Source organism: Pseudomonas pharyngis, assembly GCF_021602345.1.
Taxonomy (GTDB): Bacteria; Pseudomonadota; Gammaproteobacteria; order Pseudomonadales; family Pseudomonadaceae; genus Aquipseudomonas; species Aquipseudomonas pharyngis.
In genome coordinates this window covers 1-26,443 of record NZ_BQID01000024.1, presented here as the reverse complement: position 1 = coordinate 26,443, position 26,443 = coordinate 1, and the positions used below count along the sequence as shown (strand labels likewise).

The window sequence follows — 26,443 nt, the reverse complement described above, 5'->3', positions numbered from 1 at the left end:
CAATACCGTCACGGCCGGCGGATGACTAATGGAGAGAGGTTACATTTGATGTGCCCGGCAAACTGTCAGACCGGTTGCAGCGGCATGGTCAGCTCGACCCGCAAACCATCCGGACGGCTGTCGAAATGCAGGGTGCAGGCGCAGCGCTGAACGATCGCCTGGACAATCGCCAGCCCCAGTCCGCAGCCGGTGCTCTGGCCGTTGCGCCAGAAGCGCTGGGTCAGGTGTTGCAGATCGTCAGGGGCGATTCCCGGCCCATGGTCGCGCACCACAAAACGCACGCGATTGGCGCTGGTTTCCAGGCTCAGGTCCACCGCGCCGTCCGTCGGCGTATGACGCAGAGCGTTGTCCAACAGGTTGCGCAGGGCCGCGATCGACAGCACCGCCGGCATTTGCAGTGGAGCTTCGGACAAACGCTCGGGCAGATGCAGTCTTATCCGCTGGCGCTGGTCGCTGGCCGAGTCCTGGATCGCCAGTTTCGCTACCTGCTCGGCGCTGCACTGCACACCGTCGTCGAACGACAGACTGCCTTCGACCCGCGCCAGCAACAGTAACTGCTCAAGGGTCCGATGCAGGCGGTCGGCACCCTCCTCGGCTCGGGCCAGAGACTGATCGCGGGCGCTGCCATCGGTCATGCGCGCCACTTGCAGGTGGGTCTTGATCGCCGTCAGCGGGCTGCGCAGTTCGTGGGCGGCATCGCCGGTCAGGCGACGCTCGCGCTCGATGGTCTTGCCGATGCGCTGAAACAATTGGTTCTGGGTTTCCAGCAGCGGTTTCAGTTCGCTGGGGAATGACTGCAACTGCAACGGCTCAAGCGAATCCGCGTTGCGACGCATCAAGGCTTCACGCAAGCGGTTGAGCGGCGCCAACCCCTGGCCGATCCCCAGCCACAACAGGCACAGGCAGCCAAGCAGCGCCACGCCGACCGGCACCGAGGCCGCCAGCAGGATCGACATGTTCAGGGCTTCGCGCTCGATCACCCGGTCGGCGGTGGTAATACGCACATCGCCCCGGGCCAGGGTGAAGCTGCGCCATGGGGCACCGTCGATCATTTGATCGTGGAAGCCCATCTTCTGGGCTTCCAGCGCCTGTTCCGGATTGTTGTGGCTGCGAGCGAGGATTTCCCCGCGCAGCGAGCTGACCTGACAGGCCATGCCGCCGGGAATGTTCAACTGCTCGGCGCTGAAATGAGTGCCCTCGCCTTTGCTCGGGACAGCCGGCAATTGTTCCAGCAACCCGGCAACCATCCGCGCCGACGCCACCAGGCGCTGGTCGAGGGAAAACATCATCTGGTTGCGCAGGTCGCTGAGCATCCAGGCGGCCGCCAATGCCCAGATCAGCGCGAATGCGGCGCCGAGGGTCAGGCTCAGGCGCAGGCGCAGGCTCATCACTTGTCGGGTTCTCCGCCATCGGCCGGGCCCAGGCGATAACCCAGACCGCGCACGGTTTCGACGATGCCTTTGCCGAGTTTGCTGCGCAGGTGATGGATGTGCACGTTGAGCGCGTTGCTTTCCAGTTCATCGTTGAAACCGTAGACGCTGTCCTTCAACTGCTCGGTGGACAGCACCCGGCCACGGTTGTGCAGCAAGGCTTGCAACAACGACTGCTCGCGCCGCGACAGATCCACCGGACGCCCCGCCAGGGTGGTTTCGCGACTGCTCGGATCGTAGGTCAGCGCGCCGTGTTCGATCAGATTGACGCTGCGTCCGGCCACCCGGCGCAGCAGGGTTTGCAGGCGGGCGAACAACTCGCGCAGGTCGAATGGCTTGAGCAGGTAGTCGTCGGCACCGGACTGCAGGCCGTCGACACGGTCGGTGACCGAATCCCGCGCAGTCAGGATCAGGACCGGAATCTCCAGGCCTTGCTGACGCAGTTGTTGCAGCAACTTGAGGCCATCTTCGTCCGGCAGGCCGAGATCGAGCACCATCACGTCGAATTCGGCAACCTTGAGAATCGCCCGCGCCTTGGAGGCGGTGTTGACGTGCTCGACGGTCAGGCCCTGCGCCGTCAGCCCGGCGACGATCCCGCTGGCGATCAACTCATCGTCTTCGCAAACCAGTACGTGCATGGTGAGTCCCGTGGAAAAGTGCTGATTAGGCCGCTGGCCGATTAAGCCGACATTATGCCCCGAACGCCACCGCGACAAGGGCGTCGCGGTTAATCATCGGTTAATCGCCGCCGCCCATTGTGCCCCTCAATTGCACAGGGACAAGGCTCCTCCATGCGTCATTTTTTTCTGTTTTTTGCACTGCTGATTTCGAGTCTGGCCCAGGCGGGGAATGATCCATTTGCGTCAAAACCGGAGTTCTTGCCGGTCGACAAGGCATTCGTGCTGACCTCGCAACGTCTGGATTCCGGTGAGACCCAGTTGTTCTGGCAAATCGCCGATGGCTATTACCTGTATCAGAAGCGTCTGAAGTTCGACGGGCTGACGACACCAAACATCCCGGCCCTGCCCGAAGGCGAGTCCCACAGCGACGAGTACTTCGGCGAACAACCGGTTTATCGCCAGGGTCTGGAACTGAAGATTCCGGCGGCCGCCACGGGCCAGATCAAGGTCAGTTATCAGGGCTGTGCCGATGCCGGTCTTTGCTATCCCCCGCAGACCCGAGTGATCGACCTCGGCGGCAAAGCTGCCGCTGCGGCGACAGATGAAGCGCCGGATCAGGCACTGGCCAGCGGCCTGCAACAGCACTCGCTGGGCTGGAGTCTGCTGGTGTTCTTCGGCCTGGGTCTGCTGCTGGCGTTTGCGCCGTGTTCGCTGCCGATGCTGCCGATTCTGGCGGGCATGGTGGTGGGCAGCGGTGCTACGCCGCGTCGCGGTTTCGCGCTGGCCGGCAGTTATGTGGTTTGCATGGCCCTGGTGTATGCGGCGATGGGCGTTATTGCCGCGCTGCTGGGGGCCAACCTGCAGGCGTGGTTGCAGAACCCGTGGCTGCTCGGAACGTTCGCGGCAGTGTTTGTGGTTCTGGCGTTGCCGATGTTTGGCTTCTTCGAGCTGCAATTGCCGGTGGCCCTGCGGGATCGACTGGAACACGCCTCGCGCAGCCAACGCGGCGGCAGCCTGATCGGCGCCGGCGTATTGGGCGCGCTGTCCGGTCTGCTGGTCGGCCCGTGCATGACCGCGCCGCTGGCCGGCGCTCTGCTCTACATCGCGCAAAGCGGCAACGCGCTGCACGGCGGCCTGATCCTGTTTGCTCTGGGCATCGGCATCGGCGTCCCGCTGCTGTTGCTGGTAACGGTCGGCAATCGCTTCCTGCCCAAGCCCGGCGCGTGGATGAATCTGCTCAAAGGCGTGTTCGGCTTCCTGTTCCTCGCCACCGCGCTGCTGATGCTGCGCCCGGTGCTGGAGCCGTCGCTGTGGTTGGGCCTGTGCGGCGCGCTGCTGTTGATCGCCGCTTACAGCGCCTGGAAACAGTCCGATGGCTTTGGTCGCGTGGCGCAGCTGTTCGGTGCCGGTTCGCTGTTGCTGGGCCTGTGGGGCAGTCTGCTGGTGGTCGGGGCGGCGGGTGGCAGTGACGATCCATATCAGCCGTTGCAGGTGTACAGCGCCGGACGCGTCGGATCTGCGGCGCCCAGCGGCCACGAAGCCTTCACGACGATCAAGGATCCCGCCGCCCTGCAACGCGAGTTAGACGCCGCCAAAGCCCAGGGCCAGTGGGTGCTGCTCGATTACTACGCCGATTGGTGCGTGTCGTGCAAAGTCATGGAGAAACAGGTGTTCGGCCAGGCGCGGGTGATGCAGGCCCTGAGTGATGTGCGCTTGCTGCAAATCGACGTCACCGCCGACAATGCCGCCAGCCGCGAATTGCTCGGTCGTTATAAAGTGCCTGGGCCACCGAGTTTCGTGTGGATCGGCGCCGACGGTGAAGAGCGCCGCAGCCAGCGCATCACCGGCGAGGTCGATGCCGATACTTTCCTGCAACGCTGGACCACCATCCGAGACGCCCGTTAATGCTGACCTTCACCCTCGGCACCTTTGCCATCGCACTCAATCACTTGCTGCTGATCAGCGCGCTGGCACTGGCGACCTTCGTCGGCTGGCGGGTGGCCAAGCGCGGCGGTGACAATCCCGAGTCGGCGCTGTTCAGCCTGTTTCTGCTCGGCATGCTGGCGGCGCGCATTGCGTTCGTCGCCGTGTATTGGGGGCACTATCGCAACGACCTGTGGCAGATCATCGACCTGCGCGACGGCGGTTTTCTCGCCTGGCCGGGGGTGATCGTGCTGTTGCTCGCGGCGTTGTATCGCGGCTGGCGCCGGCCGGGTCTGCGTCGACCGCTGGGTTTCGGTGTGGTCAGCGGTGTGGTGTTCTGGGTGATGGCGACCCTGTCGCTGAACATCTACGAGCAAGGCACGCGCCTGCCGGACATCACTCTGCGCAACGCCGCCGGGGAAACCGTGAAACTCACCGACTATCAGGGCGGGCCGCTGGTGATCAACCTGTGGGCCACCTGGTGTCCGCCGTGCCGCCGGGAAATGCCGGTGCTGGAAAACGCTCAGCAACAACGCCCGGACCTGACGTTCCTGTTCGTCAACCAGGCCGAAAGCATGCAAAGCGTCGCCACGTTTCTCGAAACCCAGGGTTTGAGCCTGAACAACGTGCTGTTCGACCGCAGCGGACGCCTCGGCCAGGCCGTGGGCTCCATGGCCCTGCCGACTACCCTGTTCTATAGCCCGGACGGTCGCCTGCTGGGCAGCCATTTGGGCGAATTGTCCAACGCCAGCCTGGCCCGTGCCCTGGAAAGCTTCGACACCCCGGCCTCCAGCCCGAATCCGGCCACCTCTTCTTCAAGGAAACTGCCATGCCCCGCCTCCGCCACCTGCTGACGCTGACCCTGGGCGCCGCCCTGCTGCACTTGCCGTCGGTCCAGGCCGCTGAAGAACTGCCTGAAGCGATCAAGAAGATCGAAGCCAAGGGCGCCAAGATCGTCGGTCAGTTCGACGCGCCGGACGGCTTGCGCGGTTACGCCGCGCAATACCAGAACCGCGGCATGGCGCTGTACCTGACGCCGGACGGCAAGCACGTGCTGCTGGGCAACCTGTACGACGCCGACGGCAACGACCTGAGCAGCGCACCGCTGCAAAAACTGGTCTACGCGCCGATGGCCAAGGAAGTCTGGGCCAAGTTCGAGGCCAGCAACTGGATTCAGGACGGCAACAAGGATGCACCACGCACTGTGTACCTGTTCAGCGACCCGAACTGCCCGTACTGCAACATGTTCTGGGAACAGGCCCGTCCATGGGTCAAGGCCGGCAAGGTGCAGCTGCGACACATCATGGTCGGCATCATCCGCGAAGACAGCCCGGCCAAAGCCGCTGCCCTGCTCGCCGCCAAGGACCCGAGCAAAGCCCTGGAAGATCACGAGAAGGCCGGCAAGGCCAGCACCCTCAAGGCCTTGAAGGACATTCCGGTCGCCGTGCAGACCAAACTCGCGGCGAACATGCAGTTGATGGAAGACCTGGAGTTACAGGCCACCCCGGCGATCTTCTACATGGACGACAAGGGCGAACTGCAACAACAGCAAGGCGCGCCGACGCCGGACAAACTGGCGAAGATTCTCGGCCCGAATTAATGACAAAAGCCCGCTCTCAGGAGTGGGCTTTGATTGTGGCTCGAAAAATCAACCACACATTGTGAAAAAGTCGAGGAAGCTATAGTCCTCGCATATCACTTTCATGGACTTGATGCGTGTTTGCGGTGGCGCCACGAAGTCAATCAATTGATGCAGTGCTCCGCCCTCGCTATGGCCGTGGTATTCCTTCCTCCCCAAGGATGCACCATTGGCATCGAAGTATTCGACGACGCCTTTAAGATGCAGGTAAGTCCAAGTGAAAGAAATTCGATCGTAGTCCGCCTGAAATTCAAACTGGATGTGTTGAGGCGGCGTTATAACGCTCGAGTTGATGCACATGCCGAAAGAGAGTCCTTCCAAGAACCCCACAATGGTGGAGCCAAAACGCATGATGCCTGCCGATCCTGCCCCCTCCAGCAGCGTGATCGACATGGTGGGCAAGGTGAAAGTGTATTCGTCAGCGGCGCTGACAATTTTTACTTCATGACCATCAAAATTTTCCACATGAACATAACGTTGCTTCTGCACCGTTACTCGAGTGATGGGTGACGGCCGCACGATTTCGTCCCGCAAGACCCTGTAGCTCACGTCAACCGTTTCACCTTCATTGGCAGCCACTGCCGACGCACTCACGGCGACTTTAACCTCGCCTGATGAATTGCCATCAATCGTTTTCAGTTCAGGTGTCCCCTCGCCCGCAGTGCCAAGCCACAACGGCATGATCCTGTCGGCAGGACGCATGTCCTTGTACTTGATGACGATCATCGCTTCGTCCGGGACCAGCGCCGGATTCAGCACGTCGTACAGTGTCTGTTCAACAATCGGTGCCGGTAAATCGGTGTCGGATTTCAGCAGAAGTTCTGTCCAGCGCGGCAATTCATGCGCGGTGTCAATATTCGGACTTTTGTCGAACGCGACAAACACCTCTAGCGTCAGCGCCGATTTATCGTCAAGCCGAGTCAAAAAGCTTCGATCAATAGTCAATTCCAGACCGTTGCTCACCTGCTCGGATGTCACTTCCAGCGCCTTGACCAAATCAAGCGTTTCGTGGGTTGGATAATTGCGCTGTCCGACAACGCTGATCCAGATGCGCTGCCCAGGCGCGATGAACACCCAAGGTGAAAGCAGAACGCGCGCGTTGCCCGAAAACCTGCGCAAGTCCAGAAATACAGTACCTTCGATCTTGACGACATCGGGTAACTGCGGTTCCGGCAACTTGGCGGGAGGAATGTGTTCTACCGTCAGATAACGTGTATGGGAAAGCTTCACTTCTTCATTCAAGCTTGCTTTGTACCAGATTTGCACGGTTTTACCGACCGACTCACCGATGACCGACGCAGGGATGAAAACCTCAGCGGGAAGCGAAGCGTCCTTCGACTGAGTGGTAAATTCCTCGATATGGCCGGGCCTCGCCCAGAAGAGCTGGACACTATGTGCCGTACTGAGCCCTGGAAAATCGATTTGAACAGTTGTACCGCCCAAAAAATCGGTAGGTTGTAATGTTGAGTGCGGAGCATCAGGTACCAATGGAACCGGAAGCTCAGGAACATTTGCTGATTGGCTGGACATGACGACTCTCCTGTCGGCGATCACACGATTCAGCCCACACTGGGCGAGACCATTTAATGCCTGCTCAAGAAGAGCGCGCTACTGTCAGAGTTGACAGTAGCGCGGGACGCAGAAAGGTGATTCAGTCGACGGAAGGGTTCTGTTCAGACAAAAAGGTAAACAACACCTCAGTCACAAACCCGGGATTCTCCAGATTGGAGATATGCCCGGCCTCCGGCACCAGCACACACGGGCAACCAATCAACTCGGCCATTTCCCGTGCTTCCGACGGCGGACGTGGTTTGTCCTGATCGCCACAGACCACCAGCGTGGTCGCCGCATTCAGCTCGCCCAGACGCAGCAACAGGTCATCACGGCCAAAGGTGATGCGTCCCATCGGCACGATGCTGTCGCGCAGGCGTTCGGCCGAATAGCCGGCGAGTTTTGCGCGGAAATCCTGATACAGCGCCGACGCCCGATCGATGCCCGGACGGAAGAAGATCGGCACCACGATATCCAGCAGTTGCTCGGAGATTCCGCCGCTTTCCTCGATCTGTTTGAACAGCGAGAAATAGTACTGGCGGGTCGGCTCCGGCTCGACGCCGACGTAAGTGTCCATCAGCACCAGACCGTTGAGCCGCTGCGGCGCCGACAACGCCAGACGCACGCCCCACATGCCGCCGACCGACAACCCGACCAGCGTGACCCGGTCGATGTCCAGATGATCGAGCAAGGTCAGCGCCTGACGGGCGATGTCATCCAGCGAAGTAGTGCCTTGCGGCAAGCGCCCGGATTCGCCATGGCCCCACAGATCCAGGGCAATCACCCGGTAGTTCGCCGACAACGCTGCGATTTGCGGGGCCCACATGGCCTGCTCCCACAGGTAGCTGCCGGCCAACAACACCGCCGGGCCCGTGCCTTGATCAATGTAGTGAAGCGCCTGTCCGTCAACCGTGAAAAAAGGCATGGATAACCCCCGTGGCAAAGAAACTGGAGCACGAAGACTGAGCGGGCGCGCCTCGGCCGTCAATGATATGAAAGGATTACAAAGCCCGATTTGCGACAACGGCCACAGCAAAACTCATGTTTCGGTAGCCATTGCCGCGGGCTGTGCTTTACAACCCTTCCAGCTCCGCCATCAGATCATTCAGGCGATCAACCTTCTCCTCGGTAATGTCGCTGGCCACCAGTCCTTCGATGTACCCGGCCAGTTCCTCCACCGTGCTGCACTCGAACATCGCCCGCAGCGGCACATCCCGTTGCAGGGCTTTCTGCACCCGCGAGGCGATCTGCGTGGCGAGCAGCGAATGGCCGCCGAGTTCGAAGAAGTTGTCGCGTACCCCGACCTTCTCGACCTTCAGCACCTCGGCCCAGATATCGGCCAGGGTCTGTTCCAGATCGCTGCGTGGCGCCAGGTAATCCTGGCTTTGCAACTGGCCGATCTCCAGCGCCGGCAAGGCCTTGCGATCGAGTTTGCCGTTGGCGTTCAGCGGCAAGCGGTCGAGCCACAACCAGTGCAGCGGCACCATGTATTCCGGCAGGTCGGCGCGCAGGCGCTGCTTGATTCGCTCCAGCCGTTCGCTTTGGTTCAGTGCAGAATCGGAGGCGACCAGATAGCCGACCAGATGCTTGCCATTGACGCCTTCCTGCACGCCGACCGCGCCGTCACGGACTTCCGGTTGCTCGTGCAGACGCGCCTCGATTTCACCCAGTTCGATCCGGTAACCGCGGATCTTCACTTGATGGTCGACCCGACCGACGTACTCCAGCACCCCGTCACTGCGACGACGCGCCAGGTCGCCGGTTCGGTACAGACGCTCGCCCGGCGCACCGAACGGATTCGGCACAAACACCGGCGCGGTGCGCAGCGGATCGCTGACATAACCGCGACCGACCCCGGTGCCCGCCACACACAACTCACCCACCGCCCCCAGCGGCACCAGCTCCAGCGCGCCATCGAGCAAGTACAGCAAATTGTTGTCGGTCGGCGTACCGATCGGCAGGTAACTGCCGCGAGTCGAGGCCATATCGACACGGAAGAACGCCACGTCGTCCGAGCACTCCGCCGGGCCATAGGCGTTGACCAGACCGATGTCCGGGTAGCGCAGCAGCCATTGGTGCGCAAGCTCCGGCGGCATTGCTTCACCGGTCGGCAACATCCAGCGCAGACCGTCGAGGCTCAGGCGATCCGAAGCGAGCATGCCCTGGATCAGCGACGGCACACTTTCCAGCACGGTGATGCCCTGCTGTTGCACATGCACCAGCAGGCCTTGCGGATCGTGGGCGATGGTGTTCGGCACGATGTCCACCCGCGCCCCGAACAGCGGCGCGGCGAGGAATTGCCAGACCGAAATGTCGAAACTTTGCGAAGCGGTCTGGGCGATCACATCGGCGTCGCTCAGGTTCAGGTACGGCACCTTGCTTAACTGGTTGTTGAGCATGCCGCGCTGCTCGACCATCACGCCTTTCGGCAACCCGGTGGAGCCCGAGGTGTAGATCACGTAGGCCAGATTGTCCGGGCCGCTGAAGATGCCCGGATTCGCCGATGATACCGCGCCGGCCTGAACCTCCTCCCACACCAGCAAGCGTGGGCGGTTGGCGCAGCTGAACTCATCCAGCAAGGTCGTCGCCTGTTCACGGCAAGCCTCGGTGCACACCAGCACCGGCGTGCGGCTGAGCTCGATGATCCGCTGCAGACGCTGGCTCGGCAGGCCCGGATCCAGCGGCAGGTAACCGGCACCGGCCTTGAAGCTGCCGATGATCATGCCCAGCAGATCCAGATTCCGTTCGCCCAACAGCGCCACCGGTTGATCCCTCTGCACCCCGGCCGCGACCAGTGCATGACCGAGACGGTTGGCGTTCCGGTTCAGCTCGGCATAGCTCAGTTGCTGATCGAGGCAACTGGCGGCGATGCGTTGCGGATGTTGCGCGACCTGCGCTTCGAACAGTTCGACGTAGCTCTGCTCCAGCGGATAGTCGTGCTCACTCTGGTTGCAGCCGTGGAGCAGGAAGTCCTGTTCCTCTTGGCCCAGCAGCGGCAGGTCGGCCATGTCGCCATGGAAACCCTCGACCAGCGCCAGCAACAGACGCTTGAACTCGCCGAGCATGCGCTCGATGGTCGACTCGTCGAAGTAACGCTGGTCGTAGGACAGATGCAGACCGAGGTCGTCACCCGGATAGCAAACGGCGGTCAGCGGGAAGTTGGTGTGGGTACGGCCCGAGTCCGAGGTCGCATTGAGGCTCTGCGCACGGTCCAGTACCGACACTTCCACCGGGGCGTTTTCGAACACGAACAGGCTGTCGAACAGTGGTTGGCCTTTCGGCAGTTCGCTCTGCTCCTGAATGTTCACCAGCGGCAGGTATTCGTACTCGCGCAGTTGCATGTTGCTGTCGAGCAGACCGCTCAACCACTGGCGCACGCTGACACGCTGATCGTCCGCCGGGATCTGCACCCGCAGCGCGATGCTGTTGATGAACAGGCCGACGGTGCGTTGCATCTCCGGCATCTCCACCGGGCGCCCGGCCACGGTCACGCCAAACAGCACGTCGCGATCTCCGCTCATGCGGCGCAGCACCAGCGCCCACGCCGCTTGGGCGAAGGTGTTGATGGTCAACTGATGGGCCTGGGCCAGCTCACGCAGACGGGCGCCGTCCTCGACATTCAGTCGGGTGTAGCGGTCGCCGACGATCATGCCGCCGCTTTCGCCGGCGTGCTCACGCAGGAACGGACGGTCACTCGGGATCGGCGTGGTGCGCTCGAACCCCTGCAGGTTCTGCTGCCACCACTGACGCGCTTCGGCCAGGCTCTGGCGTTGCAGCCAGCCGATGTAATCGCGATAACGCGGCGGCACCGCCAATTGTGCTTCGCGACCTTCGCCGAGGGCGGTGTAGATCTCGAAGAAATCGTTCATCAGCAGCGAGCGGCACCAGGCATCGATGAGGATGTGGTGGTTGCTCATCATGAACCAGTAACGCGCCGCGCCGACCTTGATCAGGCGCAGATGAAACGGTGCCTGATTGAGCAGATCGAACCCGGCCTCGCGTTCGGTCTTGAGCAGCGCTTGCAGTTTCTGCTCCTGCTCGGCGTCGGCGATGGCGCTCCAGTCCAGGTACTCGATCGGCGTGCGCCCCGGCGTATGAATCACTTGCAGCATGTCTTCGCCGACGTTCCAGCAGAACGAGGCACGCAGCGCTTCGTGACGGGCGACCACCGCTTGCCACGCCTGGGCGAAACGCTCGGGATCGAGTTCGCTGTTGATGCGGTAGCGATCCTGCATGTAGTACAGACCGGTGCCCGGTTCGAGCAAGGTGTGCAGCAGCATGCCTTCCTGCATCGGCGTCAGCGGGTACACGTCTTCAATGTGCGACGCCGGCACCGGCAATGCATCGAGCTGGGCCTGAGTCAGTTTCGCCAGCGGGAAGTCCGACGGCGTCAGGCCACCGGCCTCGTCCTGCAGGCAATGCTCGATCAGGCTCTGCAACTCGCCGACGTAGGCATCGGCCAGCTCGTTGATGGTCTGCGCGTCGTAGCGTTCGGCGCTGAAGGTCCAGCGCAGCAGCAGTTCCCCGCCATACACCTGACTGTCGACACTCAACTCGTTCGGCAACGGTGCGTGCGGATCGTGGGCGGCGCCGACCGATTCATCCAGCGGACGGAACAGCGCGTCGCTGCCGAAGCTCTGGTCGAACTGGCCGAGGTAGTTAAACGTGATCGGAGCATTCGGCAACGCCGCCATGCTCTGACGGCTGACGTCATCGGCCAGATAACGCAGCACGCCATAACCGAGGCCTTTGTGCGGCACGGCGCGCAGTTGCTCCTTGATCGCCTTGATCGAAGCGCCCTGCCCCGCGGCTTCTTCGATATTGTGCGGGGTCAGGCGCAGCGGATAGGCGCTGGTAAACCAGCCAACGGTGCGGGTCAGGTCGATCTCGTCGAACAGGGTTTCCCGGCCGTGGCCTTCCAGTTGAATCAGCGCTGACGGCTGACCGCTCCAGCGGCACAGCACGCGGGCCAGCGCGGTCAGCAACAGGTCGTTGACCTGAGTGCGATAGGCGCTCGGTGCCTGTTGCAGCAGTTGCCTGGTGCGCTCGGCATCCAGTCGCACGCTGACGGTTTGCGCGTGACGATTCTCGCGACCGCCCTCAGGACGTTCGCACGGCAAGTCGGCATTCGGACCGGCGAGTTGCGCTTGCCACCAGCTCAGTTCTTCACGCAGGGATTCGCTGCCGGCGTAGGCCTGCAAGCGCGCAGCCCAGTCCTTGAAGGCGCTGGTTTTCGCCGGCAGTTTCAGCGACTGATCGGCGTCGAGCTGGCGATACACGGTTTGCAGATCGTCGAGCAGAACCCGCCACGACACACCGTCGACCACCAGGTGATGGATCGCGACGAACAGCCGTTGCTGAGCGTCCGGCCCATCGACCAGCACTGCGCGCAGCAGCGGGCCCTGGGCCAGGTCGAGACTGCGCTGGGCATCGGCGAACAGCGCGGCGCAATTGTCCATCGACGGCACGCGAACCTGCCACAGCACGGCGGCATCGGTGACCGGTTGATGCACCGCTTGCCATGCGCCGTTGACCTCGGTGAAGCGCAGACGCAAGGCGTCATGTTGCTCGATCACCGCCAACAGTGCTTGCTCCAGACGGTGAGGTTCCAGCGCAACCGTCGGCTCCAGCAGCAACGCCTGGTTCCAGTGCTGACGCTCGGGAATCTCGGTGTCGAAGAACCAGTGCTGGATCGGTGTCAGTCGCGATTCGCCCGTCACCAGACCTTGCTCGGCGGTCACGGTTTCACTGCGGCTGGCGACAGCGGCCAGGGTCTGCACGGTCTGATGCTGGAACAGGTCGCGCGGGCTGAAGTGAATGCCCTGCTGGCGCGCGCGGCTGACCACTTGAATCGACAGGATCGAGTCGCCGCCCAGTTCGAAGAAGTTGTAGTTGAGGCCGACCTGCTCGACGTTGAGCACTTCGCACCAGATCTGCGCCAGGGTCTGCTCCAATTCGTTGCTTGGCGCCACGTAATCCTGGCGATTGAGCTCCGGATCCGGCGCCGGCAAGGCGCGGCGATCGAGCTTGCCGTTGGCGGTCAGCGGCATGCTCGCCAGCAAAATCAGATGGGTCGGCACCATGTAGTCCGGCAATTGCGTCTTCAGGTGCGCCTTCAGCGCGTCGCGCAGTTTGGCCTGCTTGGCTTCGCTTCTCGAAGCGACCTCGGTCACGAGATAGCCGACCAGTTGCTTGCCGCTCGGCGCATCCAGCGCCAGCACCACGGCTTCGCGGATCGAGTCATGATCGAGCAGGCGGGTTTCGATCTCGCCCAGTTCGATCCGGAAACCACGGATTTTCACCTGATGGTCGATCCGCCCCAGGTATTCCACCAGACCGTCGGCGCGCTGGCGCACCAGGTCGCCGGTGCGGTACATGCGCCCGCCAGCGGCGGCAAACGGGTCGGCGACGAAACGTTCGGCCGTGATGCCCGCACGCTCGTGATAGCCCACCGCCAGACCGGCGCCGCCGACGAACAATTCACCGGTCGCGCCTTGCGGCACCAGCGCCAGATCGGCGTCGAGAATGTAGGCTACGCGATCACCGATCACACTGCCGATCGGCACGCTGCCGGCGCCCTCTTCCAGCACTTCCGGCGCCAGACTGGCCAGCGGCATGACCACGGTTTCGGTCGGGCCGTAAGCGTTGAAGAACAGGCTCGGCTTGAATGCTGCGCGAATCCGCTGCAGGTGTTCGCCGGTCAGCGCCTCGCCGCCGGTGATGATCATCCGCACCGGCAAAACCTCGTTTTGCGTCGCCAGGAACTGCGCCAACTGGCTGCCGTAGCTCGGGGTGAAGCCGAGAATATTGATCCGGTGTTCACGGATCAGGCCGCAGATTTGTTCCGCGTCCCACTGACCTTGCGCACGCAGCACCACCTGCGCACCGCTGAGCAGCGGCACCAGCAGACGCTCGGTGGCGGCGTCGAAGTTGATCGAATAGAAGTGCAGTTCGCAGTCGTCCGGGCGCATGCCGAAGCGCTCGATCACAGCCTGGCAGTGCATGGCGATTTCACCGTGGGACACCACCACGCCTTTCGGCTTGCCGGTGGAACCCGAGGTATAAATCAGATAAGCCTGATGCTGCGGCAGGCTGATAAAGGGCAGCTCGGTGGCCGGGTAATCAGCCAGCGCTGCGCTGTCGTCTTCCAGGCACCAACGCGCCACGTTCGACGGCAGTTCGCCGAGGGCTTTGAACATCGCCCGGTCGCTGAGCAGCAGGCCGACGCCGCTGTCTTCGATCATGTAATGCAGGCGGTCGAGCGGGTATTCCGGGTCCAGCGGCACATAGGCGCCACCGGCCTTGAGGATCGCCAGCAGGCCGACGACCATTTCCAGCGAACGCTCCAGCGCCAGACCGACTCGCACTTGCGGACCGACACCGCGCTCACGCAGGGCCCAGGCCAGACGATTGGCGCGGGCGTCGAGTTCGGCGTAGCTCAGGGTCTGCCCGGCGAAGGTCAGGGCCGGCGCATCTTTACGCGCCAGCGCCTGCTCGGCGAACAGATGATGAATGCACTGGTCGAGACGACGTTCGCCCGGCTCGACACCGAGGCTGTCGAGCAATTGCTGTTGTTCAGGCGCATCGAGCAACGGCAATTCGCTGAGACGCTGTTGCGGGTTGGCGATCAACGCTTCCAGCAGGTTGCGCCAGTGCCTGGCCATGCGCGCAATCGTCGGCTCGTCGAACAAATCGGTGCTGTAAGTCAGGCAGCAACCGAGGCGATGGTCGAGGTCGGTGACTTCCAGGTTGAGGTCGAACTTGGTCGCCCGCGCATCGTTGGCCAGGTACTCGACGGTCATGCCGGCAAGCATGCGGCTTTGCTGGAATTCCCAGCGCTGGACGTTGCACATCACCTGGAACAACGGGTTGTAGGCGGCGCTGCGCGGTGGCTGCAAAGCTTCAACCAGATGATCGAACGGCAGGTCCTGATGGGACTGACCTTCGATCACGGTGTGGCGCACTTGCTCGAACAACTCGCCGACCGACATCTGGCCGTCGAGCTGGCAACGCAGCACCTGGGTGTTGAGGAACGCACCGATCAGGCCTTCGCTTTCCGGGCGGATCCGGTTGGCCACCGGCGCGCCGATACGCAGATCGGTCTGGCCACTGTAGCGGTAAAGCAGTGTGGCGAGGGCGGCGGTCATGGTCATGAACAGGGTCAGACCGTTCTGCGCGTTGAACGCCCGAACGCGCGCGGCGAGATCGTCGCTGAGGTCGAAACGGAACAGTTCACCCTGATGACTTTGCACCGGTGGGCGCGGACGGTCGCCCGGCAGTTCCAGCAGTGGATGTTCGCGACCTAGCTGCGCGGTCCAGTAGTCGAGCTGACGCTGACGCTCGCCGGACTCCAGCCAGTTGCGCTGCCACACGCTGTAGTCGAGGTATTGCACCGGCAGCGGCTCCAGCGGCGATTCGCGGTCGTCGACGAACGCTTCATAAAGCGCGCTGAGTTCCCGGGCGAAGATGTCCATCGCCCAGCCTTCGGTGACGATGTGGTGCAGGGTCAGGACGAAGTAATGCTCCTGCTCGGCAGTCTTGACCAGGCAGGCGCGCAGCAGCGGGCCGGTCTCGAGATCGAACGGCAGGTGCGCTTCATCGTCGGCCAGTTGCTGGACCTTCTGCTCGCGCACATCGGCGGCGAATTTCGAGAAATCCTTCCAGTCCATACGCACGCCGGTCTCGGCATGCACCTGCTGACGGGCCACGCCGTCGACGCTCGGGAACGTGGTACGCAGGGTTTCGTGACGCAGGATCAGCGCTTGCAGCGCGGCCTCGAAACGCCCGACATCCAGCATGCCACGCAGGCGCGCCATACCGCCGACGTTGTACGCCGGGCTGTCCGGCTCCATCTGCCAGAGGAACCACATGCGCTGCTGCGAATAGGACAGCGGCACCGGTTTGCTGCGATCAACCTTGTCAATCGGCGGCTGCTTGTTGGTGCGGCCGCTGGCCTGGATCTGAAGGATCTGCTCGGCGAAATCACCCAGTTCGCTGTGTTCGAACAAGGCACGCAACGGCAGCTCGACGTCACAGGCCTGACGGGTGCGGGAAATGATTTGCGTGGCCAGCAGCGAGTGACCGCCGAGGGCGAAGAAGTCGTCGCGCAGGCCGACCTGTTTCAGGCCCAGCACTTCGCGCCAGATCGCGGCGATCTGCTGCTCCAGTTCGGTGACCGGCTCGACGTGTTCGCGCACCTGCCATTGCGGCTCGGGCAAGGCGCGGCGGTCGAGTTTGCCGCTCGGGCTCAGGGGCATGGCGTCCAGGCGCATCAGTTGCGCCGGGACCATGTATTCCGGCAGCTCGGCGGCCAGTGCGGTTTTCAGGCGAGCGATTTGCCCGTCTTGATCTTCACTGGTGTCGGTGGCGGTGAAGTAGCCGATCAGTTGCGGGCCGGCGACGGTTTCGCGCACCAGCACGGCGGCCTGAGCGACGCCATCCTGAGTGAGCAAACGGGCTTCGATTTCTTCCGGTTCGACGCGGAAACCACGCAGTTTGACCTGCTGATCGAGGCGGCCGAGGTATTCGATCACGCCATCGTGGGTCCAGCGTGCGCGGTCACCGGTGCGGTACAGACGCGCGCCCTGCTCGCCCAGCGGATCAACCACGAAACGCTCCGCCGTCAGCGCCGGACGGCCGAGGTAACCCCGGGCCAGGCCGATGCCGCTGATGCACAGTTCACCCGGCACACCGGCCGGCACAGGATTGAGATCGCTATCGAGCACCCGGCAGACCACGTTGCCCAGCGGACGACCAATCGGCGAACGCTCGCCATCCGCCACGCTGCAATGCCAGTGAGTGACGTTGATCGCGGTTTCGGTCGGGCCGTAACGGTTGTGCAGTTGCACCGCCGGCAGTTGCGCCAACACGCGGTTGCGCAGTTCCGCCGGCAGCGCTTCACCGCCGGAGAAAACCCGGCGCAGGCTGGTGCATTCGCCGCTCAGTGGTTCATCGATAAACAGCGAAAGCAGCGGCGGCACGAAGTGCAGCGTGGTCACGCCGTATTGCTGAACCAACTGCGCGATGCGATGCGGATCGCGGTGTTCACCGGGGCCGGCGATCAGCAGGCGCGCGCCGGTGATCAGCGGCCAAAAGCACTCCCACACCGACACGTCGAAACTGATCGGCGCCTTTTGCATCAGCACATCGGTTTCATTCAGGCGATAAGTGTTCTGCATCCATTGCAGACGCTCGGCCAACGCCGCATGCGTGTTGCCCACACCTTTCGGCTGGCCGGTGGAACCGGAGGTGTAAATCACGTAGGCGAGATTGTCGCCGTGCAGATGCAGACCCGGTACCTGGCTCGGCCAGTTCTCCAGGTGCAGGGTGTCCATGGCAATCACGCTGACGCCTTCGCTGGCCGGCAAGCGGTCGAGCAATGCCGTCTGGGTCAGCAGCAGTTCGACGCCGCTGTCGTTGAGCATGTAGGCCAGACGATCGGCCGGGTAATCCGGATCCAGCGGCACGTAGGCGCCACCGGCCTTGATGATCGCCAGCAGGCCGATCAGCAGTTGCGGCGAACGCTCGGCGGCGATAGCCACGCACACGTCCGGGCCGACGCCCTTGTCGCGCAGGTAATGGGCGAGACGGTTGGCCTGCGCGTGCAGTTCGGCGAAGTCCAGGCTGCCGCCGTCCCACGCCAGCGCGGTGCGATCCGGGGTCTGACGGGCCTGTTCATTCAGCAGTTCTGGCAGCCATTGTTGCGCCGGGGTGCACGGGGCAATGCTCCACGCGTTTTGCTGAGTGTGTTCAGTGGCGGTCAGCAGTGGCAGGTCGCCGATGGCTTGGTCCGGACCTTCGCAGACAGCACGCAGCAGGTTGCTGAAATGCTCGGCGAGGCGCTCGATGGTCGCGGCGTCGAACAGCTCATCGGCATAGTCAAAGGACAGCGTCAGGCGACCGTTGCGGTCTTCTTCACTGTGCAGTTGCAGATCGAACTTGGCCTCGCGGCTGTGCCACGACAGTTCTTCGGCGAGCAGGCCCGGTAGACGTTTGAGCGCACTCAGGTCGCGTTGCTGGTGGTTGAACATGACCTGGAACAGGCCTTGTTCGCGGGCCTGCGGGAAGGCTTCCAGCAGTTGTTCGAACGGCAGGTCCTGATTCGCCTGAGCGCCGAGTACCGCCTGACGGGTTTGCGCCAGCAGTTCGGTGAACGGCAGTCGTGAATCGACGTCGGCACGCAGCACCTGAGTGTTGATGAAGAAGCCGATCAGGCCCTGGGTTTCCAGACGCGGACGGTTGGCGTTGGGCACACCGATGCGGATGTCGCGCTGGCCGCTGTAGCGATGCAGCAGGCTCTGGAAGGCCGAGAGCAGCAGCATGAACGGTGTGGATTGATAGGCCTGGGCCGTCTGGCGAATGGCGTCGCTGAGGCTGATCCCCAGACGAACGCTGTGGCGTGCGGCGCTGTGAATTTGTTTGGCAGAACGCGGATGGTCGGTCGCCAGTTCCAGGGTCGGATGCTCGTCCCCCAACTGCGCTTTCCAGTACGCCAGTTGCCGCTCGCCCTCGCCCTGCGCCAGCCATTGGCGCTGCCAGCTGCCGTAGTCGGCGTATTGGGTTGGCAGCGGCGCCAGTTCCGCGCGCTGGCCTTGGGACGCGGCGGCGTACAGGCGCGAAAACTCGTCAATCAGCACGTTCAGTGACCAGCCGTCGGCGATGATGTGGTGCAGGGTCACCAGCAACTGGTGATCTTCATCGTCGAGGCGAACCAGCGTCACCCACAGCAGCGGGCCCCTCTCCAGGTCGAATTGGGTGCGGGCTTCGTCCTCGCGGATCTGTAGTGCGCGGGCTTCACGTTCGGCGACGGGCAGATCGCTGATGTCGATCAGTTGCAGGTTGAATTCGCCCGCCGCTTCGACCTGTTGCAGCGCTACGCCGTCGCGCTCGAAGAAGCGCGTGCGCAGGGATTCATGGCGTTCGATCAGTTGCTGGAAACTGGCGCGCAGGGCGTCTTCCTCCAGTTCGCCGCGCAGGCGCAGGGCACCGGGGATGTTGTAGGCGCTGCTTTGTGGGTCGAGCTGCCAGGTGATCCACAGTCGGTTTTGCGCCAGGGATTGCGGCAAGGCTTCGTTGCGCGACAGTGCGGTGATTTCGCCTTGGGCGCTGCCGCCGTCCTGTTGCTGTTGCGCCACGGCAGCGGCGAATGCGGACAGGGTCGGTGCTTCGAACAGCAGGCGCAGGTTCAGCTCCAGGCTCAGTTCTTCGCGGACCTTGGCGATCACCTGGGCGGCGGCGATCGAGTTGCCGCCGAGCAGGAAGAAATGATCGTCGGCGTTGACCTGTTTGACGTTGAGTTGCTCGGCCCAGACTTGGCCGATCAGCGCTTCCAGTTCGGAGGCGGATGCCGTCGAGTCCAGAGCGATTTCCGCAGTGGCCGACGGGAACACCGCATAGCTGTCGAGGCTGCCGTCGGCCAGGCGATTGCGGCAGGCCGAACGTTGCAGCTTGCCGCTGGAAGTTTTCGGCAGCGCGCCCGGGTTGAGCAGCACCACCACGCTCGGTGCTTCCTGATACGCCTCGGCCACCGCTTGGCGAATGGCTTTGATCAGCGCTTCGGGCGGCAGGATTTTCTGCACGCTGCGGCTGATTTCCGCCGCGATGCCGATGCCCTCCTCGCCATTCTGATTGACCGCAAACGCCGCGACGCGGCCCTTGCGCACCACCTCCACTTCGTTTTCGACCGTCTTCTCGAGGTCCTGCGGATAGAGGTTGTGACCGCGCACGATCAGCATGTCTTTCAAGCGACCGGTGATGAACAGTTCACCTTCGCGAATAAAGCCCAGGTCACCGGTGCGCAGCCAGGTCTGGCCGGCATGCTGGACGAAGGTCTTGGCGCTGGACTCGGGGTTGCGCCAGTAGCCGAGGGCGATGCTCGGGCCGGCGGCCCAGACTTCACCCACGGCGTTGTCGGCCAGTTCTTCGAGGGTGTGCGGCTCGACGATCAGCACCGCGTGCTCTGGCTGGCTGATGCCGCAGCTCATGATCGGGCTGCCCTCGCCCGCTTCGGCGCGGTTCTGTGCGAGGGCTTGATCTTCGACGCGCAGTGCAGGAATCCCTTTGCCCCGCGGTGTACCAGCGACAAACAGGGTCGCTTCGGCCAGACCGTAGGAGGCCATGAAGCTGTCTTCGCAAAAACCGCACGCGGTGAATTTCTCGGCGAAGCGTTCGAGGGTGTCGAGACGGATCGGCTCGGAGCCGGAATAGGCCACGCGCCAACGGCTCAGGTCGAGACGCTCCAGCGCCGATTCACTGACCCGTTCGCTGCACAAACGGTAGGCGAAGTCAGGCCCGCCGCTGATGGTGCCGCCGTACTGGCTGATCGCTTCAAGCCAGCGCAACGGCCGGCCGAGGAAATACGCCGGCGACATCAGGATGCACGGCACGCCACTGAAGATCGGTTGCAGCAGACCGCCGATCAGGCCCATGTCGTGGTACAGCGGCAGCCAGCTGACGATCACGTCATCGGGGTTTACGTCGATACCGAAACCGTGGCGGATCAGCAGTTCGTTGGCCACCAGATTGCCGTGGCTGACCTGCACACCTTTGGGCAGCGCGGTGGAGCCGGACGTGTATTGCAGGAAGGCGATATGGTCTGTCGGCAGGGCCGGCTCGACCCAGCGTTCGGCCAGCGAAGCATCGAGGGTGTCAACGCACAACAGCGGTGGCGCGCCTTCGATTTGCTGCAGGGCGTCGCGCAGGTCGGCGCTGGTCAGCAGCAGGCGCGGCTCGGCGTCGGCGATGATCGACAGCAGGCGTTCCTGATGGTGACGCTTGGCCGATTCCGGCGGATAAGCCGGCACCGCGATCACGCCCGCGTACAGGCAACCAAAGAACGCCGCGACGTAATCCGGGCCGCTGGGAAACAGCAACACCGCGCGATCACCGAATCCGGCCTCGGCCTGCAACGCGGCGGCGATGGTGCGCGCGCGCTGATCGAGTTCGCGATAACTGAGCACCACAGCCTGCTCCTCGGTTTCGGCGAGAAAGCGCAAGGCCAGCCGATCCGGCGTCAGGGCCGAACGGCGCTGAAGGGCTTGGACCAGGGTGCTGGGGAGTTCGAACGCGTCGGTCATGAGGTTTCCTGCCTGAATTCGGCTTGCTGGTGGAATCGGGTTGGCTGCGGCATGCCCGTGCAAGGCATGCGGGACACGGTCTTCGCCGACCGTGCAAGGCACTGGAATGCGGTAGGTCCGGGGCTGCGTACCCGGATCCATTCACCAATGAGAACGGATGACGTCTTGAAATAATTAGTCGGCAGGCTGGATCGCCAACGGGGCTGGGCGCTTGGACGAGTGCGGCGGCGTGTCGCAGTTCTCAGATCGCACTGTTATGGATCATTAGTTCTCTTTCTCAATTGACAATCATTATCATTCAACATAATTTGTCGCTCGATGTGTAGGACGGCCCCGCCCCCAGGCGTCCCACTAACCTATTGGCAGCAAGGTGATTTCCATGACGGAACAAGTATCCACAAGCAGGTGCGATTCACCGCTACTTCAGGCATTCGTCGACAATCGACTGATTCTGGTCAAGATTGCAGCCCGCATTACCGGCTGCCGGTCACGCGCCGAAGATGTGGTGCAGGATGCGTTCTTCCGACTGCAATCGGCACCGCCGATCACGTCGTCGATCAAGGCCCAGCTGAGTTATCTGTTCCAGATCGTGCGCAACCTGGCGATCGATCACTACCGCAAACAGGCGCTGGAGCAGAAGTACGCCGGCCCCGAGGAGGAAGGGTTGAACGTGGTCATTCAGGGCGCTTCGCCGGAAACCTCGCACATCAATTTTTCGACCCTGGAACACATCGCCGACGCGCTGACCGAGCTGCCAGTTCGCACCCGCTACGCCTTCGAGATGTACCGTCTGCACGGCGTGCCGCAGAAGGACATCGCCAAGGAACTCGGCGTTTCCCCGACCCTGGTCAACTTCATGATTCGCGACGCACTGGTGCATTGCCGCAAGGTGTCGAGCAGTCGCGCTGATGCAGTGACCGCAAACCGTCGCTGATAAAAATCGGCCGCAAAAAAAGATCGCAGCCTTCGTCGAAGCGCTGCGATCTTTTTTGTCTTCAGCGAAATATCACACCAGCGTGCACCGGTCGAAGAACCGTTCGCGCCCGAGAATCATCAGCGCCGCGCGTTTGTGCGGGAAGTCGAATTCCTTCTCGCAGTGGAAGCACTGGTTATGCATGTGGCCAATCATTTTCGCGTTGTCGGCACGCGGTTCGGCGACCACACGCTGAGTGCGCGGATCATCCAGAAACAGGTAGTGCACCAGCGCCGACAGCCAGCTCGCCACCTTGTGCGGCCCGCGATGGTCTTCTTCCCCGACCAGCATGTGAATGCCGCGATCGTAATTGTCGGCATCGTAGAACGGTGCGATGCGATCTTCCTTGGCCCAGTAGGCTTCGAAATAGGCAAACGGCTGATCATCGAAACAACCGATCAGGGTCAGCGTGTGCGGATCGGCGTCGAGCTTGCTCAGGTACTCGCGATGCTGTTCGAGGCTGCCCTCTTCCTGCCAGAAACTGGCGACTCGCGGGCTGTTCTGCCAGCGATTGAAACGCGCCAGATCCTGCTCGATCTCCACCGTTCGCAGGGAAATCCAGGCACCGAGGCGCGCATCGAAGCGCCGATAAACCTCACCACGCGGTTTCACCGGTCGCAGCGGATGACGCTTGCCGTTGCTGATGACCATCTGCTGCGGATAACTGCCAGTCAGCGAGGCCCCCAGCCACGGTTGCGGCAGTTGCCAGAACAGCGTGCGCTCGCAGCGATATTCGCCCGCCACTTCAGTGCTCACCAGCAAGCCGCTGAGCAAGGCTTCGGTCGGCGCCTGGTCCAGTTGCCAGATCAATTGCTGACGCGCCGGCTCCCGGGCAAACAGCCAATAACAGGCTGCCCACAGCGCCTGGCCTGGCGGCAGCGCGTAGCGTTCATCGATCTGGATCGGCCCCTGACCTTCACGATCGAGGCGCAGGCGAATCAGCGGTTGCCCGTCCAGGCTCAGGCTCAGACGGCTTTCGGTGGCATCGGCTACCAGTTGGCTGCCCGAAGGCAGGGCCAGGGCAGTCAGGTCATTCAGATTGGACATGGGTCGGGCTCACGATAATCGTCGACAGTTCAACGATGGGACGTGAGCCGGGGCGGGAAATTTAGGCCGGACGCGAAAAACCGCAGCTCATTGATGCGGCACCGGCACCACCGCAATCTTGTACGGATCGAAGATCTTCAGCATCTGCCCGTTGTCGCGCAGGCCTTGCAGCAGTTTGCCGAACGCCTCGCCGGTAATCGGTGCCTCTGGCCTGAGAATCGCGTAATGGTGGTAGATCTGGTCGATGCGCTGGGACACCAGCAACTCGTCGCGCACCTTTTCGTTGCGCAGCAGGTAATCGAACAGATACGAGCGGGTCACCAGCGCAATGTCTGCGCGCCCGCGCAAGACCATCAGCAGGTTGCTGTCGTGGGAATAGGTCAGCGTGGCGCTGTAAGTTTCGGCGAGGTACTTGGGATCGGCATTGAAGTTGGCAAATTCGTAGTGATAGCCGCTGTACAGCGCCAGCCGTTTACCCTTGAGATCGGCGAAGTAATTCTGCTGGCGACCGGGCTTGTTCTGCGCGACGAAAATCTCTGCGTCCTCAAGCCCCATGTCGACGGTGATGTGGGGAATGTCTTTCCAGCCCCACTCAGGGTTTTCGAAGATCGCCATGTCAGTGCGGCTGTCCTTGAAATCGCCGAACCGGCGAGGAATCGAGGTGGGCACCAGTTCGAAGCGATAGTCGCTCTGGGCGCTGTTCAAAGCCGCGACCAGTTCGGGCAGCAGGCCGGTGTCGGCGCCATTTTCCGGGCGAATGGTATAGGGCGGAAAATGCGCCGCGCCCACTCGAACCACCTGCGCCGCCGGAGCGGGCAATACCCATAGTGCAGCCAGCGCTGCGAGCATCAGCCCGGCGGCCGTCCGAATTGGCGAAGACTTCAAAACACCCCACTCCCCGAAAAAGTACCGATCATTGCATTCAAGCTAGGCGGTTTCGCCAAGTTAGCCAGTTTCCCGGCCCGATAGAAAGCGCCTAGCGCTCTTCGAGCACCAGAATCAGCGCTTCTTCGGCCAGTTGATCCAGGCTCAGGCTGCCGCCGGCACGGAACCAGGTGGTGGTCCAGGACAGCGCACCCGTGAGAAAACGTCGGGTAATGAACACGTCACCACGGATGAACCCCGCCTCCTTGGCCTCGCCCAGCACTTGCAGCCAGAGGTCTTCGTAGATGTCGCGCAGCGCCAGCACTTTGGCCTGACCGTCCTCGGACAGCGAGCGCCATTCATACACCAGCACCGCCATCGCCTCGCCGCTGCCGCCCATGATCGACTGCAATTCGCAGCGGATCAGCGCCAGCACCCGCTCGCGCACATCGGCGGCATCGGCAAGGGCTGCGCGCATCAGCGCGGTGTTGTAGCGGATGGTTTCCTCCATCACCGCCCGCAGGATTTCATCCTTGCTCTTGAAGTGATGAAAGATACTGCCGGACTGGATCCCCACGGCACCGGCCAGATCGCGCACGGTGGTGCGCTCGTAGCCTTTGTTGCGGAACAGGTGGGCCGCCACTTGCAGCAATTTGCCGCGAGCGCTGTCCGGATCGGTCAGCTGGCCGGCGTCGACCAGTTCACGCATGACCCTCAGGGCTTTTTGCTCGTCCACCCGTTCTCTCCTACAGTCGATCAGTCAAATGCGCCGCACGCCGCAGAAACGGCGGGGTTGCGCGGGCAATTTAAGCCGCCGGCGGTGACCAAGCAAGCGCTTGGGCAGAAGATAATTTCAGCTGTTTACAAACCAAGCGCTTGCTTGGTAGCCTCGATGCACTTCTGTCACAGGTTCCTGAGTCGGAGATCAAAATGCCCACCACGGTTCGCATCGGATGCGCCAGCGCATTCTGGGGAGACACTTCCACCGCTGCCGCGCAGCTCGTGGCCGGAGGACAGCTGGATTATCTGGTCTTCGACTACCTCGCCGAAATCACCATGTCGATCATGGCCGGCGCCCGCATGAAGGATCCGCAGGCCGGGTTCGCCGGCGATTTCATCGAAGTCCTCGCGCCCCTGCTGCCGCAACTGGCCGAACAGAACATTCGCGTCATCAGCAATGCCGGCGGGGTCAATCCAAAGGCCTGCGCCGCCGCGCTGCAAGCGGCCTGCGACAAGGCTGGCGTGGCGCTGAAGATCGCCGTGCTTCTAGGCGATGACCTGCAACCCCAGTTCAAACAACTCGCCACCCAAGGCATCACGGAAATGTTCAGCGGCGCCCCGCTGCCGCCGATGTGCGTGTCGACCAACGCTTACCTCGGCGCGCCGGGCATTGTCGAAGCACTGCGCCTGGGCGCCGACATCGTCATCACCGGCCGGGTGGTCGACAGCGCAGTGGTCAGCGCCGCGCTGGTGCATGAATTCGACTGGTCGTGGCACGACTACGACAAACTCGCGCAAGCCGCCCTGGCCGGGCACATCATCGAATGTGGCGCGCAGTGCACCGGCGGTAATTTCACCGACTGGCGCGACGTGCCGGACTACGAACACATCGGTTTCCCGATCGTCGAGGTCAGCGCCGACGGCCAGTTCATCGTCAGCAAACCCGAGGGCTCCGGTGGACTGGTCACGCCGCTGACGGTCGGCGAGCAAATGCTCTACGAAATCGGCGATCCGCAGGCTTATCTGCTACCCGATGTGATCTGCGATTTCAGCCAGGTAAAACTCCAGCAACAAGGCAAGAACGCCGTCCGGGTCCACGGCGCCAAAGGCTTGCCACCCAGCGACCAATACAAGGTCAGCGCAACGTATCCGGACGGTTTCCGTTGCACCGCCAGTTGCCTGATCGCCGGCATCGATGCCGTGGAAAAAGCCCGGCGCGTCAGCCAGGCGATCCTCGACAAGACCTCGGAAATGCTCGACCAGAAAGGATTGGGCCCCTACACCGAAACCCACGTCGAACTGCTCGGCAGCGAAGCCACCTACGGCCCTCACGGTCAGCGCCGGGACAGTCGCGAAGTGGTGATCAAACTCGCCGTGCGCCACCCGAACAAACAAGCCTTGATCCTGTTCTCCCGGGAGATCGCCCAGGCCGCCACCGGCATGGCGCCGGGCCTCACCGGTATCGTCGGCGGGCGGCCGACGGTGTATCCGCTGATCCGGCTGTTCTCGTTCCTGATCGACAAAAGCGCCTGCACATTGCAGATCGACATCGCCGGCGAACCTCACCCGTTCGCCCTCCCCGCCCCCACCGCCCTCGACAG

At 62.6% G+C, this 26,443-nt stretch carries 13 protein-coding genes; 5 read left to right on the top strand and 8 right to left on the bottom strand.

Annotated elements, in window-relative coordinates:
• Positions 1-65: 65 nt before the first annotated feature.
• Together L6D74_RS28315 and L6D74_RS28310 are read right to left on the bottom strand one after the other, a co-directional pair.
• Positions 66-1,388 carry an ATP-binding protein gene (locus L6D74_RS28315; protein ID WP_236191412.1) on the bottom strand — a complete coding sequence of 441 codons (1,323 nt, stop codon included), beginning with the start codon at positions 1,386-1,388 and terminating at the stop codon, positions 66-68.
• Positions 1,388-2,068, bottom strand: a complete 681-nt coding sequence (locus L6D74_RS28310; RefSeq protein ID WP_011335250.1) for a response regulator — start codon at positions 2,066-2,068, stop codon at positions 1,388-1,390. The genes L6D74_RS28315 and L6D74_RS28310 overlap by 1 nt, the downstream gene beginning before the upstream one ends.
• A 153-nt stretch (positions 2,069-2,221) precedes the next feature.
• Here L6D74_RS28310 and dsbD point away from each other — a divergent pair, with 153 nt between their 5' ends.
• Genes dsbD through dsbG form a run of 3 tightly spaced genes read left to right on the top strand, consistent with a single transcriptional unit; the run spans position 2,222 to position 5,573 of the window.
• Positions 2,222-3,955 (top strand): protein-disulfide reductase DsbD, encoded by a 1,734-nt coding sequence (dsbD, locus tag L6D74_RS28305; protein ID WP_236191409.1) that lies wholly within the window; start codon positions 2,222-2,224, stop codon positions 3,953-3,955.
• Positions 3,955-4,827, top strand: a complete 873-nt coding sequence (locus L6D74_RS28300) for a TlpA disulfide reductase family protein (RefSeq protein ID WP_236191407.1) — start codon at positions 3,955-3,957, stop codon at positions 4,825-4,827. Before dsbD ends, L6D74_RS28300 begins: the two co-directional genes overlap by 1 nt.
• Complete coding sequence (gene dsbG / locus L6D74_RS28295; RefSeq protein WP_064598235.1) at positions 4,803-5,573, top strand: thiol:disulfide interchange protein DsbG; 771 nt, start codon at positions 4,803-4,805, stop codon at positions 5,571-5,573. Before L6D74_RS28300 ends, dsbG begins: the two co-directional genes overlap by 25 nt.
• A 48-nt stretch (positions 5,574-5,621) precedes the next feature.
• Here the strand turns inward: dsbG and L6D74_RS28290 are convergent, their stop codons facing one another.
• The 3 genes from L6D74_RS28290 to L6D74_RS28280 all read right to left on the bottom strand — a co-directional run bounded on the left by L6D74_RS28290 (position 5,622) and on the right by L6D74_RS28280 (position 21,238).
• Entirely contained in the window at positions 5,622-7,142 is a 1,521-nt protein-coding gene (locus L6D74_RS28290) for a hypothetical protein (protein WP_236191405.1), read from the bottom strand.
• Between the two features lie 121 nt (positions 7,143-7,263).
• Entirely contained in the window at positions 7,264-8,088 is an 825-nt protein-coding gene (locus L6D74_RS28285; RefSeq protein ID WP_236191403.1) for an alpha/beta fold hydrolase, read from the bottom strand.
• Positions 8,089-8,236: 148 nt separating this feature from the next.
• Positions 8,237-21,238, bottom strand: a complete 13,002-nt coding sequence (locus L6D74_RS28280; protein WP_236191401.1) for a non-ribosomal peptide synthetase — start codon at positions 21,236-21,238, stop codon at positions 8,237-8,239.
• Between the two features lie 379 nt (positions 21,239-21,617).
• Here L6D74_RS28280 and L6D74_RS28275 point away from each other — a divergent pair, with 379 nt between their 5' ends.
• Positions 21,618-22,172, top strand: a complete 555-nt coding sequence (locus tag L6D74_RS28275) for an RNA polymerase factor sigma-70 (protein ID WP_011335256.1) — start codon at positions 21,618-21,620, stop codon at positions 22,170-22,172.
• Between the two features lie 72 nt (positions 22,173-22,244).
• Here the strand turns inward: L6D74_RS28275 and L6D74_RS28270 are convergent, their stop codons facing one another.
• The 3 genes from L6D74_RS28270 to L6D74_RS28260 all read right to left on the bottom strand — a co-directional run bounded on the left by L6D74_RS28270 (position 22,245) and on the right by L6D74_RS28260 (position 24,858).
• Entirely contained in the window at positions 22,245-23,258 is a 1,014-nt protein-coding gene (locus L6D74_RS28270) for a GNAT family N-acetyltransferase (RefSeq protein WP_064598244.1), read from the bottom strand.
• Positions 23,259-23,345: 87 nt separating this feature from the next.
• A complete protein-coding gene (locus L6D74_RS28265) occupies positions 23,346-24,143 on the bottom strand; it encodes a substrate-binding periplasmic protein (RefSeq protein ID WP_085647588.1) in 798 nt (265 codons plus the stop codon).
• 91 nt (positions 24,144-24,234) lie between these two features.
• A complete protein-coding gene (locus L6D74_RS28260; RefSeq protein ID WP_007955773.1) occupies positions 24,235-24,858 on the bottom strand; it encodes a TetR/AcrR family transcriptional regulator in 624 nt (207 codons plus the stop codon).
• Between the two features lie 194 nt (positions 24,859-25,052).
• Between L6D74_RS28260 and L6D74_RS28255 the strand changes: the two genes are divergently transcribed.
• Positions 25,053-26,443 (top strand): acyclic terpene utilization AtuA family protein (locus tag L6D74_RS28255; RefSeq protein WP_236191399.1); only part of this gene is annotated, 1,391 nt, incomplete at its 3' end.

Excerpts from the sequence above, each read along its gene's own strand:
- L6D74_RS28315 (WP_236191412.1), bottom strand. The coding sequence starts at position 1,388 with ATGAGCCTGCGCCTGCGCCTGAGCCTGACCCTCGGCGCCGCATTCGCG.
- L6D74_RS28310 (WP_011335250.1), bottom strand. The coding sequence starts at position 2,068 with ATGCACGTACTGGTTTGCGAAGACGATGAGTTGATCGCCAGCGGGATC.
- dsbD (WP_236191409.1), top strand. The coding sequence starts at position 2,222 with ATGCGTCATTTTTTTCTGTTTTTTGCACTGCTGATTTCGAGTCTGGCC.
- L6D74_RS28300 (WP_236191407.1), top strand. The coding sequence starts at position 3,955 with ATGCTGACCTTCACCCTCGGCACCTTTGCCATCGCACTCAATCACTTG.
- dsbG (WP_064598235.1), top strand. The coding sequence starts at position 4,803 with ATGCCCCGCCTCCGCCACCTGCTGACGCTGACCCTGGGCGCCGCCCTG.
- L6D74_RS28290 (WP_236191405.1), bottom strand. The coding sequence starts at position 7,142 with ATGTCCAGCCAATCAGCAAATGTTCCTGAGCTTCCGGTTCCATTGGTA.
- L6D74_RS28285 (WP_236191403.1), bottom strand. The coding sequence starts at position 8,088 with ATGCCTTTTTTCACGGTTGACGGACAGGCGCTTCACTACATTGATCAA.
- L6D74_RS28280 (WP_236191401.1), bottom strand. The coding sequence starts at position 21,238 with ATGACCGACGCGTTCGAACTCCCCAGCACCCTGGTCCAAGCCCTTCAG.
- L6D74_RS28275 (WP_011335256.1), top strand. The coding sequence starts at position 21,618 with ATGACGGAACAAGTATCCACAAGCAGGTGCGATTCACCGCTACTTCAG.
- L6D74_RS28270 (WP_064598244.1), bottom strand. The coding sequence starts at position 23,258 with ATGTCCAATCTGAATGACCTGACTGCCCTGGCCCTGCCTTCGGGCAGC.